At 58.0% G+C, this 11,636-nt stretch carries 6 protein-coding genes and 1 tRNA gene; 1 reads left to right on the top strand and 6 read right to left on the bottom strand.

The genetic code is table 11. The features are described from left to right. Positions 1 to 10 precede the first annotated feature (10 nt). The 3 genes from ACQR3R_RS29730 to ACQR3R_RS29720 all read right to left on the bottom strand — a co-directional run bounded on the left by ACQR3R_RS29730 (position 11) and on the right by ACQR3R_RS29720 (position 3,136). Entirely contained in the window at positions 11 to 805 is a 795-nt protein-coding gene (locus tag ACQR3R_RS29730) for a nitrilase-related carbon-nitrogen hydrolase (protein ID WP_428278151.1), read from the bottom strand. Between the two features lie 12 nt (positions 806 to 817). Then, positions 818 to 2,500, bottom strand: coding sequence for an FAD-dependent oxidoreductase (locus ACQR3R_RS29725; RefSeq protein WP_428278149.1), 1,683 nt, complete (start codon positions 2,498 to 2,500; stop codon positions 818 to 820). A gap of 174 nt (positions 2,501 to 2,674) precedes the next feature. Further along, positions 2,675 to 3,136 carry an Lrp/AsnC ligand binding domain-containing protein gene (locus tag ACQR3R_RS29720; protein WP_428278147.1) on the bottom strand — a complete coding sequence of 154 codons (462 nt, stop codon included), beginning with the start codon at positions 3,134 to 3,136 and terminating at the stop codon, positions 2,675 to 2,677. 174 nt (positions 3,137 to 3,310) lie between these two features. Between ACQR3R_RS29720 and ACQR3R_RS29715 the strand changes: the two genes are divergently transcribed. Beyond that, positions 3,311 to 5,665: a membrane-bound PQQ-dependent dehydrogenase, glucose/quinate/shikimate family gene (locus ACQR3R_RS29715; protein WP_428278145.1), complete on the top strand. Its 2,355-nt coding sequence runs from the start codon at positions 3,311 to 3,313 to the stop codon at positions 5,663 to 5,665. Positions 5,666 to 5,809: 144 nt separating this feature from the next. Here ACQR3R_RS29715 and ACQR3R_RS29710 read toward each other — a convergent pair. The 3 genes from ACQR3R_RS29710 to rpoD all read right to left on the bottom strand — a co-directional run bounded on the left by ACQR3R_RS29710 (position 5,810) and on the right by rpoD (position 11,621). Next, a tRNA-Ile gene (locus tag ACQR3R_RS29710) sits at positions 5,810 to 5,886 on the bottom strand. 15 nt (positions 5,887 to 5,901) lie between these two features. Then, a complete protein-coding gene (locus tag ACQR3R_RS29705; RefSeq protein ID WP_428278143.1) occupies positions 5,902 to 9,648 on the bottom strand; it encodes an EAL domain-containing protein in 3,747 nt (1,248 codons plus the stop codon). Positions 9,649 to 9,770: 122 nt separating this feature from the next. After that, on the bottom strand, positions 9,771 to 11,621 hold the full coding sequence (gene rpoD, locus ACQR3R_RS29700; RefSeq protein ID WP_428278141.1) for an RNA polymerase sigma factor RpoD: 1,851 nt from the start codon (positions 11,619 to 11,621) through the stop codon (positions 9,771 to 9,773). Between the last annotated feature and the right edge of the window lie 15 nt (positions 11,622 to 11,636).

Below are 11,636 nucleotides of genomic sequence, written 5' to 3'. Positions count from 1 at the left end.
TTACCGGGGCTCAGCGCTTGTTCAGCTCACCGTAAAGCTCCGGACGGCGGTCGAGCAAGTAACGATTGGCTGCGCGAGAATCGGTCATCAACTGACGGTCCAGTTCGCCGACAATCAACGCTTCATCCAGGCCCGCCTGGGCGATTCGGCTGCCATCGGGCGCGGCGATGCTGCTTTGGCCACAGTAATTGATGTCGCCTTCGTGGCCGCAGTAGTTGGCGTACGCCACGTAACACTGGTTTTCATAGGCGCGAGCGCGAACCGTGACGTCGGCGATGAAATCGTAAGGCGTCATGTTTGCCGTGGGCACCAGGATCAGTTCGGCACCCGCCAGCGCTAGGCGCCGGGCATTTTCGGGAAATTCCAGGTCGTAGCAGATCAAAAAACCGAGCGTCCAGCCATTCAGCTCCACCAGCGGAAACTGATCGGCGCCGGCGCTGAACATCGAGTGGTCGAGGTCGCCGAACAGGTGGGTCTTGCGGTAGTTGCAGAGGCGTTCGCCATTGGCGTCGATCAACTGCACGGCGTTGTAGATCTGGCCGTCCTCGGTGCGCTCGGGATAGCCATACAAAATGGCAATCCCCGCTGTCTTGGCAATGCGCGCGATTTGCTGCGCCGATTCCCCGTTGTGCACTTCTGCCAGGACGCTGACGGCGTCGAGGCCGATGTTGTAGCCGGTCAGGAACATCTCCGGCAGCACCAGCAAGTCTGCACCCTTAGCCTCCAGCGCCAGTTGATGAAGGCGTTGCAGGTTGCCTGCGACATCCAGGGGCAGCGGCGGACATTGGTAAAGGGCTACGCGCATTTGGGATTCCTCTTACTCGGGGAGGGCGATCGGGCCGATCTCGTTGAACACATCTCCTGGACCCGGGTTCTCGGCGTGAGTTTCACCGCCGAAGTGTTTCATGATGCCCCATACCGCGTTAAGTGAGGTTTGCACCGCGCCTTCGACCCAGGCTGGCGTCCACGACACATCGTCGCCCGCAATGAAAATTCCGCGCTGCTCGGCCGGCATGTCGTCCTGCATAAAATGCGCGTACATGCGCTGGTTATAACGATAATGGCCGGGCAGGGCACCTTTGAACGCGCCGAGGAAGTGCGGGTCGGCTTCCCACGACACGGTGATGGGATCGCCGATGATTCGGGCGGCGATGTCGACCTTCGGGTAAATCTTTTTCAGCGCATCGAGCGCAAGCTTCACGCGTTTTTCAACCGGGTGCGGGAGCATTTTCAGCGCGTCGCTCATCCACGAGTACGACAGGCAAATCACCCCGGGCTTGTCGTCGCCATTATCGAACAGGTAGGTACCACGGGTCAGACGATCGGTGAGGGTCATGCTCATCACGTCGCGTCCGGTTTCAGGATCCTTGTCCTTCCAGAATGGTCGGTCGACCATCACGAACGTCTTCGATGACTGCATGTAGCGGGTGCGATCGAGGGCCATCCACATCTTTTGCGAGAACAGGGTTTCGTCGCACTCGATCTGGGTGGTCAACAGCCAACTCTGGCAAGTGGTCAGCACCGCTGCGTATTCACGCGTGTCGCCATAGTTGTCAGTGACGGTGAAGCGGCCGTCGGGTGCGTGGGCGATTTTCTTCACCCCGGAGCGTGGCGCGCCTCTGTGCAAGGAACTCAGGCTAGTGCCTTCAGGCCAATGCACGCAGCGTTCCGGCACGTGACGCCAGATGCCCAGCGGCACTTGTTCAACGCCGCCAACCACCAGGTGCTGGTGATCGTCGCAGTTGGTCATCACCACGCGGAAGATTTCCAGCATCGAATTCGGGAAGTCCGAGTCCCAGCCACCGGTACCGAAACCGACCTGGCCGAACACTTCGCGGTGATGGAACGAAAGCTTGGCGAACGCCTTGGAGGTCGCGACGAAGTCGTAGAAGGTGCGGTCGTCCCACAGCGGTACCAGGGTGTTCCACAGCGCTTTCAGGCGTGGCACGTCACGGTCGCGGATCGCTTGCTGGATATCGGAGAACTGCGAGCCGGCTTCAAGGGCGTCGGCCCAGGCGTCAGCCACTTCCTGGAACAATGCAGGAAGATCCGACAGCTTTTGTGCGTAATGGGTTTTGCCTTCCAGATCGATAACGGTGCTGCCGCTGGCCGGCGTCAGCGGGTTCGGGAACGGTTTGGTCTCAAGGCCCAGCTTGTCTACGTAGTGATAAAACGCAGTGGACGATACTGGGAAACGCATGCCGCCGAGCTCGGCAATGATGCCTTCTGCGCCGTTGAATGCCTGGGAGCGCAGACGGCCGCCCATCTTCGACGCCTCATAGACGACGGGTTTCAAACCCAGTTTCATCAGTTCATACGCCGCCACTAAACCTGCAATCCCGCCGCCGACAATCGCCACCTCAGCACCGTGATTGTGCTCGGGGATATGGCCCAGACCGGCCGGGTGTTCGATCCAGTCGTCGAAAGCAAAAGGAAAATCCGGGCCAAAAATAGTGACTGGTTTTTTACCGTCTGCAGGATGGCGATTGTGAGTATTCATGGCTGACCTTGCTGGCGACCGGACGCGGGGTGCGCATCTGAGTATAGGAAATGATGGCAGCCATTCTAGAGTGCGTAGAACACGTTAATAAGACGCAAAGTGTCGTCGTAATGATTAACATCTGGTCAATATGACGAACATCTGCGACATAGTGATCAGGTCGTGTGTGGCTGCTTACACCGGTTGCCCACGATCAATCTTGCTGCTGAGGATGATCGAGGTGGTGGTTTTCTCGACACCATCGACACTGCCAATCTGGTCCAGCAGTTGGTCCAGCTGTTCAGGCGAGTCGGTGCGCAGCCAAGCCACGTAATCAAATTCGCCACTTACCGCGCACAACTGCTGCACTTGGGCCATGGCGCTCAGGCGGCGCAATACCTCTTTGCCTGAGCGAGGCTGCACTGTGATCCCGACGTATGCCTGCAACCCGCCGTCCACCACGCGTTGCCCTAAACGCACGCCGTAACCGGTGATGACCTTGGCTTTTTCCAGCCGTGCCAATCGCGAAGTGACGGTGGTTCGGGCGATGCCCAATTGCCGCGCGAGCATGGCGACGCTTTCGCGAGCGTTGATCTGCAGGGCTGCAATCAACTGCCGGTCGATTTCATCAAGAACGGGCGGGCGGATGTCGATCAATTGGCTTCTCCAGCGGCATACATCAATGGCCCGGCATGTTACATCACCGCTCGTTATGCGCCTGTTTGATCTAGCCTGAATACCGTTCAGTAGATTTTTACCTGCGACAAATTGCCATAAGTAACTAGGTAGTACATCATTTCGCCCTTGTCATAAATGGGGAAAATTACCGACATGAATAATTCTGGGGCTGCCGGCGGCAGCAAATGGTTGCTGTTGGGGCTCGGTGTTTTGATCGCTTTGATCGGGTTATGCCTAGCCGCTGGCGGCGGCTATCTGGTAGCGCTCGGCGGTAGCTGGTATTTCCTGCTGATGGGCTTAGCGATGCTGGTTTCGGGGCTGATGATTGCCCGACTCAAGCCACAAGGTGCGTGGCTGTACGGCGTGGCACTGATCCTCACAGCCATTTGGGCAGTATGGGACACGGGTCTTGAATACTGGCCGCTGGTGTCACGGGTCTTGACCTTCGCTGTTATCGGTCTGGTCGTGGCGCTGATCTACCCGACGCTGGTGCGCACTTGCGGCGTAAGCGCGGGGCGTGGCGCTTACGGTTTGGCGGGGATTCTTGGTCTCGGAATTGTCGCGACACTGGCGTACATGTTCGTACCGACCCACGTGGTCAAGGCAAGCACTGAACCTGCAGTGACGCCGGTCGCGCCGGGCACGGAGCAAAAGGATTGGGCCCATTGGGGCAACACCACGGCCGGCAATCGCTTCGCCGCGCTGGATCAGATCAACAAAGGCAATATCGATAAATTGCAGGTGGCCTGGACCTTCCGCACCGGTGATATTCCTGAAAGTACCGGCGCTGGGGCCGAAGACCAGAACACGCCACTGCAAATCGGCGATACGGTCTACACCTGCACTGCTTACGGCAAAGTCTTCGCCCTGGATGCCGACACCGGCACACAGCGCTGGAAGTTTGACCCACAGGGCACTGCACCCAACTGGCAGCGCTGCCGAGGACTGGGTTACTCCGAAGCGCCACCCTCCTCGGACAGTCAGCCGACTGCCTGTAAGAAGCGTCTGTTTCTGCCGACCGGCGATGCGCGCCTGATCGCGATCAATGCCGAAACCGGTAAGCCGTGTGAAGAATTTGGCGACCGAGGCACTGTCGACCTGAAAACCGACATGGGCGAAGTAAAACCGGGTTACTACCAGCAAACGTCGACCCCGTTGGTCGCCGGTGATGTGGTTATCGTCGGTGGGCGCGTGGCGGACAACTATTCCACCGGCGAACCACCAGGCGTGGTCCGCGCTTATGACGTTCGTAGCGGGGAACTGGCATGGGCGTGGGATCCGGGTAATCCGAACACCACCAAACGTCCACCCGCCGGCGAGACTTACACCCGCGGCACGCCGAACGTGTGGTCTGCGATGTCCTATGACGCCCGATTGGGCCTGGTGTATTTGCCAACCGGCAACGCCACCCCGGATTTTTTTGGCGGCCAACGCACTGCATTCGATGACAAATGGAACTCATCCATTGTCGCCATCGACGTGAAGAACGGTCAGGTGCGCTGGCACTTCCAGACCACTCACCATGATTTGTGGGACTTCGACCTGCCTGCGCAACCGCTGCTGTACGACGTGCCCGATGACAAGGGCGGCACCCAGCCAGCCTTGGCGCAGGTCACCAAACAGGGCGAGATTTTCCTGCTTAACCGCGAAACCGGCGTGCCGATCGCTCGCGTCGAAGAGCGCCCGGTGCCGCAGGGTAATGTGCCCGGCGAACGCTACTCGCCGACCCAGCCGTTCTCGGTGGACATGCCATCAATCGGCAACAAGACGCTGACCGAATCCGACATGTGGGGCGCCACACCGTTCGATCAGTTGATGTGCCGAATCCAGTTCAAAGGCATGCGCCACGAAGGCGTTTACACACCGCCAGGCCTTGACCGGGCGCTACAATTCCCCGGTTCGCTGGGTGGCATGAACTGGGGCAGCGTCTCGGTCGACCCGAACACGAACTACATGTTCGTCAACGACATGCGCCTGGGCCTCGCCAACTACATGATCCCGCGTAACAAGATTGCGGCCGGGGCCAGCGGTATCGAAATGGGCGTGGTGCCGCAGGAAGGCACGCCATTCGGAGCGATGCGTGAGCGTTTTCTATCGGCGGCTGGCATCCCTTGCCAAAAACCACCGTTTGGCACGATGTCGGCCATCGACCTGAAAACCCACAAACTGATGTGGCAGGTTCCGGTCGGCACCGTGCAGGACACCGGTCCGTTGGGTATTCGCATGCACTTGCCGATCCCGATTGGCATGCCAACCTTGGGTGCTTCGCTGGCCACACAATCGGGCTTACTGTTTTTCGCCGGTACTCAGGACTTCTACCTGCGTGCTTTCGATACCGGCAACGGTAACGAAATCTGGAAGTCGCGCTTGCCGGTCGGCAGTCAGTCCGGCCCGATGACGTATGTTTCTCCGAAGACCGGTAAGCAATACATCCTGCTCACCGTCGGTGGTGCACGTCAGTCTCCGGACCGTGGCGACTACGTGATTGCTTATGCGTTGCCCAAGTAAAGGCTGAGTCGCGAAGGAAGAATAAGCCGCGCTACGACGCGGCTTTTTTACCGGCGTTGCCGATTAAGGGTCGATTCAGGCGAGGGAGATGGAAAACACCTATTCCAGACACGCAAAAGCCGCGCAATGCGCGGCTTTCAGGTTTGGTGGGCCCACACGGACTTGAACCGTGGACCAAAGGATTATGAGTCCTCTGCTCTAACCAACTGAGCTATAGGCCCTCAGTAGGTCGCGGATTATAGCGATGGTTTCTCAGCTGTGCTATCCGAAAAGTCGGAAACGAGTATACGAAGAAATGTCGCGGCAAATTCGTCGGGGGGCAAAGGCAGGCTGACGATGTATCCCTGGATCTGCTCGCAGCCCTCCGCGGCCAGGAATTGCTGCTGTGCCTGGGTCTCGACCCCCTCGGCAATCACGGTGAATTGCATGCTGCGACCCAAGGCGATGATGGCGCGAACAATCGCCGCATCGTGTGGGTCATCCGGCAGCCCGCGAACGAAAGACTGGTCGATCTTCAAGATATCCAGTGGCAATCGCTTGAGGTAACTCAGGGACGAATAGCCGGTACCGAAGTCGTCAATCGCCAGTTGCACGCCCAGATGTTTGAGTTGGTGCAGTACTGCCAGCGCCTCTTCGGCCTGGCTCATGATGAAGTTCTCGGTAATTTCCAGTTGCAGAAAACCCGGCTCAAGTCGGTTATCCCTGAGCAATTGATCGATTCGGCTTAGCAGGTTTGGCTGGCGCAACTGGGCGCCCGCGAGGTTGACCGACAGCGGGCCAAGCCCTTCGTAAACCTGGTTCCATTCGAACATCTGGCGGCAAGCCGTTTCGAGGACCCAGTCGCCGATCTGCAGGATCATGCCGTTTTCTTCGGCCAGGGGAATAAAGTGTTCCGGCGGCACGTCGCCGAAGGTTGGATGACGCCAGCGAATGAGTGCTTCCGCGCCCACCAGGCGATGGTCGTCGAGGCTGATTTTTGGTTGGTAATGCAGGTGCAGTTCGTTGCGTTCTATGGCGCGCCGTAGTTCATGTTCCAGGGCCACGCGCTCACTGGCCTGGGCAGTGAGGTCGCGGGTATAGCTTTCCACCCGATTGCGGCCCTTGGCCTTGGAGCGATACATTGCTGCGTCGGCGTTTTTGACCAGCGTCGCCACATCACAGCCGTCCTTGGGGTACAGACTGGTGCCGATGCTGGCGCTGATGAAAAACTCGTGTTCGCCAGCCTGGAATGGCGCGCCGAAGCAGTTGAGCAACTTGGTTGCGATGTGGTCGGCATCGCTCGCTTGTTGCAGGCCGGGCAGCAGGATAATGAACTCGTCACCGCCGAGTCGCGCCACGGTGTCGATGTCTCGCAATTGCTCCTTGAGACGCACGGCAATGCCCTTCAGCAGCAGGTCGCCGACCGGGTGCCCGAGGCTGTCGTTGATGTGTTTGAAACGGTCCAGGTCGAGGAACAGTACGGCGCCCTGGCCGCCATTTTCCTGCTGGCTGTTAAGCGCTGTGAGCAAACGGCTTTCGAACAATGTGCGGTTTGGCAGGCCTGTCAGCGGGTCGTGGTGCGCTTGGTAGTCGAGTCTGGCCTGCGCGTGCTTGAGACTGGAAATATCGGCGAACACTGCCACGAAGTGAGTGATGAATTTATCCCGGTTGCGCACTGCGCTGATGGTCAGCCAACTGGGGTAGAGCTCACCATTTTTACGCCGGTTGGAAATCTCGCCCTGCCAGTGACCATCCGCCGTCAACTGGTGCCACATGGCCGCATAAAAGGCGCTGTCGTGCAGGCCTGAAGCGAGCAAGCGAGGGGTGTGGCCCAGCGCTTCGCTTTCGCTGTAACCAGTGATCTCGGTAAACGCCCGGTTAACCGCGCTGATATGTTGCTGGGTGTCGGTAATCAAAACGCCTTCGGCAGTGCTCTCGAATACGGTCGCGGCCTGTTGCAGTTTTTCCTGCATGAGGTGGCGTTCGGTGATGTCCCGGGCGATGGTCAGCATGCAGTTTTCATTGCCGATGGGCAGGGGACGGCTGGACACTTCGCAGAGCCGGATTTGACCGTCGCTACGGCGGATATGGCAGGTGAAATCGCGGACAAAACCATCGCGGTGTAGCAGGTCGAGCATTTGTTTGCGCTCGTTGAGGTTGACCCATATCCCCAATTCCAGCGCCGAGCGATCCACCGACATCGCACTGTTGAACCCGGTAATGCGGCTGAAACCGTCGTTGACCTCCAGCAGCAAACCGTCGCTTTGCCGAGACAGCAGCAAGCCGTCGGGCGAGGCGTGAAACGCCTTCGCAAATTTCTCTTCGGAGGTTTGCAGTTGTTGCTGGGTTTCCTTGAGCTGACTGATATCGCGCACAACCACCACCAGCGCCGGCGTGGTATCAAGATCAAAGGGCTCGGCGGAAATCAGGCCGGTAAAGACGTGGCCGTTGTTGCGGCGAAAGGGCATCTCCAGGTTACGAATACTGCCCGCCTGCAACCGCTGTAATAAACCCGGCCCGACGCCCGGGACGCCCCAAATGTTCAAGTCAGTGGCCGTTTGACCAATGACTTCAAGGGCGGTGAGGCCAATTTGCTCTTCGAACGCCTTGTTGACCTCCAAGAGGCAGCCATCAGAAAGTCGCGCGATAACCAGGATGTCGGGGCATTGCTGAAACACCGAGGCAAACTTCTGTTCCGAAAGGCGCAAGGCTTCTTCGGTGCGTTTGGCTTCGGTAATGTCGATCATCAAGCCGCGCATGATTGGCTCGTGGCCGTGCTCGATCAGGCTGACGATATCGCGTACCCAAATGCACCGGCCATCGGCGGTGATAACCCGATAATCGAGGCTATGATCGCGCCCCGCCAGCACTTCGTGATCGCAAAAGGTTTGTGCGCGTGTCAGATCTGCCGGGTGAATGATGTTGCGCCAGAAGCCCGGAATCAGCCAATGAGACAGTGGGTATCCGAGCAAGTCTTCGGCGTGAGGCGACACATAGCTGTAAGTGAAATCACTGATCCGCGCTTCCCAGGCGATGGCTGAAAGGCTTTCGACTAACCCACGGTAGTGATATTCGCTGCTGCGCAACTCCTGTTCCAGATCGACTCTGCGCGCGATCTCCGAACTCAGTCGCCGATTTATTCGGATGACGACTGCCAATACCATGATCAGTACCAGCAATCCTGGGAGGCCGTAAACCAGCAGGTCGGACCAGATCGTTTGATGATCGAGGACATTGCCTACCCAACGTTCTTGGATCGCACTGATTTCAGCCGGGGACATGTCGGCCAGCACCTTGTCCAGAATGCCGATCAGTATTGTGTTGTCCTGAGGAACAGCCATGGCCAATTGGTATCGATAAGGCGTTTCACCACTGACGTAGAGCCCATCGAGCTTAAGCTGGCGCAGGCTCCAGACACTGGAAGCCAGGTCGCCCACTACGGCATCGACTTTATCCGTTGCCAGCGCCTGCAGGGCCGAACTGACGTTGGGCATCGCCACCAGGTTCAAGTCGGGGTGGTGGCTGCGCAGCAGTTCGTGCGGAGCGTAGTTCTCCACTACGGCCACTTTCAGGCCGTAAAGGTCTGAAAGCTTGCGCGGTTGCTTACCGCCGACATGGGCAAGGATGACAATCGGGAAATCCAGGTAAGGGCGGGTAAAAGACAAATAATTCTGTCGTTCCGGAGTCGACATGATGCCCGGCAACAAATCCAGTTTGCCTTGTTTGACCTGTTCAAGCACCGCTGTCCAACTGGAGGGCTCAATCGGCGTGAGATTGATCGCCAGTCGTTGGCGAATCAGGTCGATATAGTCTGCCGCGAGGCCTTGGTATTTGCCTTGTTCGTCTCGAAACTCAAACGGTGGCCATGACGCATCGACACCCAGGCGTAAGTCCGGGTGAGCCGCTAGCCAGCTACGTTCTTCGTCGGTCAGAGTCAGGGCGCCAGCCGTTGCGGTCCAGGTCATCAGCGACAGCAAAAAAAGCACGGTCGGCAGTCTGGGCATAACGGTCTCGTTATGGCTCGGGGGAATGTTTCGAGTGTAGACCGGCAAATCGGCAGGAGGGTGACACGGGGAATTTAATCTGTATAAAGCAAAACCCCCGGCATGGGCCGGGGGTTTTGTGATCACTCGTCGAGGAAGGAGCGAAGATGCTCGCTTCTCGTCGGGTGGCGCAACTTGCGCAGCGCCTTGGCTTCGATCTGACGAATCCGTTCACGGGTAACGTCGAACTGTTTACCAACCTCCTCAAGGGTGTGGTCGGTATTCATGTCGATACCGAAGCGCATGCGCAGGACCTTGGCTTCACGGGCAGTGAGGCCGGACAGTACTTCGCGAGTGGCTTCTTTAAGGCTCTCAACGGTAGCTACATCGATTGGCGACTGCATGGTCGAGTCTTCGATGAAGTCACCCAAGTGGGAGTCTTCGTCATCACCGATCGGGGTTTCCATGGAGATCGGCTCTTTAGCGATCTTCAATACCTTGCGGATTTTGTCCTCAGGCATTTCCATGCGTTCGCCCAGCTCTTCCGGGGTCGGTTCGCGACCCATTTCCTGCAACATCTGCCGGGAAATACGGTTGAGCTTGTTGATCGTCTCGATCATGTGCACCGGAATACGGATGGTGCGAGCCTGGTCGGCGATCGAGCGAGTGATCGCCTGACGGATCCACCAGGTGGCATAAGTCGAGAATTTGTAGCCGCGGCGGTATTCAAACTTGTCTACCGCTTTCATCAAGCCAATGTTGCCTTCCTGGATCAGATCGAGGAATTGCAGGCCACGGTTGGTGTACTTCTTGGCGATGGAGATCACCAGACGCAAGTTGGCTTCGACCATCTCTTTCTTCGCGCGGCGGGCCTTGGCCTCACCGATCGACATGCGACGGTTGATGTCCTTGATCTCGGCGATCGTCAAACCTGTTTCGGTTTCCAGCGCAGTCAGCTTTTGCTGGCAACGAATGATGTCCGGTTGCAGGCGACCAATGGCTTCAGCGTATTTGCTTTTGCCTTTGGCCAATGCATCGGTCCAGCTTTCGTCAACTTCATGGCCTGGGAACTGGCGCAGGAAGTCTGCACGCGGCATGCGGGCATCACGGACGCAAAGTTGCATGATCGCGCGCTCTTGCTGACGCAGACGATCCAGGGCACTGCGAACACGCTCGACCAGGCCTTCGAATTGCTTCGGCACCAGTTTGATCGGCATGAACAGCTCAGCCAGCAGCACCAGCTCGGCGATAGCCAGCTTGTTGCCACGACCGTGCTTTTTCAGCGCCTTGCGGGTGATTTCCATCTGATCGGAGACAGCGCCAAAACGCTGTGCTGCGATGACCGGATCCGGACCGCTTTCGGCTTCTTCTTCGTCATCGGTGCTGGCTTCAGCATCGTCGTCGTCGGTTTCGTCAGCAGCTGGAGCGGCTTTAGGGTCGACAGGCGGCGGCACTTCTGCAGCAGGCGGCGCAATGCCGTCGTCCGGGTCTATATAACCGCTAAGGACGTCGGACAGGCGGCCACCTTCGGTGGTGACGCGAGTGTATTCGGAGAGAATATGGTCAACCGTGCCAGGGAAGTGCGCAATTGCGCCCATCACTTCGCGGATGCCCTCTTCAATACGTTTGGCGATTTCAATTTCGCCTTCACGTGTGAGGAGCTCTACCGTACCCATTTCGCGCATGTACATGCGCACTGGGTCGGTGGTGCGACCAATGTCGGTCTCGACCGCTGCCAACGCTGCTGCTGCCTCTTCGGCCGCGGCTTCGTCGGTATCGGCGTCGGCCAGCATAAGGGAATCCTTATCTGGCGCAACCTCGAATACGTTGATCCCCATGTCATTGATCATGCGGATGATGTCTTCCACCTGTTCCGGATCTGAAATATCCTCCGGCAGGTGGTCGTTGACCTCCGCGTAAGTCAGGTAACCCTGCTCACGACCAAGTGTGATCAACTCTTTGATACGAGACTGCTGTTGCGCTTTTCCGGACATAACACCCTATCCACT

The organism is Gordonia sp. IEGM753 (assembly GCF_050321825.1).
In the GTDB taxonomy this organism is placed as follows: domain Bacteria; phylum Pseudomonadota; class Gammaproteobacteria; order Pseudomonadales; family Pseudomonadaceae; genus Aquipseudomonas.
Note: the sequence above shows the minus strand (reverse complement) of the source record. Positions and strands in the feature narration are given on the sequence as shown.

What these genes read in the sequence shown, in the direction of transcription:
- ACQR3R_RS29730 (WP_428278151.1), bottom strand. Translation starts at nt 805, where the DNA reads ATGCGCGTAGCCCTTTACCAATGTCCGCCGCTGCCCCTGGATGTCGCA.
- ACQR3R_RS29725 (WP_428278149.1), bottom strand. Translation starts at nt 2,500, where the DNA reads ATGAATACTCACAATCGCCATCCTGCAGACGGTAAAAAACCAGTCACT.
- ACQR3R_RS29715 (WP_428278145.1), top strand. Translation starts at nt 3,311, where the DNA reads ATGAATAATTCTGGGGCTGCCGGCGGCAGCAAATGGTTGCTGTTGGGG.
- ACQR3R_RS29705 (WP_428278143.1), bottom strand. Translation starts at nt 9,648, where the DNA reads ATGCCCAGACTGCCGACCGTGCTTTTTTTGCTGTCGCTGATGACCTGG.
- rpoD (WP_428278141.1), bottom strand. Translation starts at nt 11,621, where the DNA reads ATGTCCGGAAAAGCGCAACAGCAGTCTCGTATCAAAGAGTTGATCACA.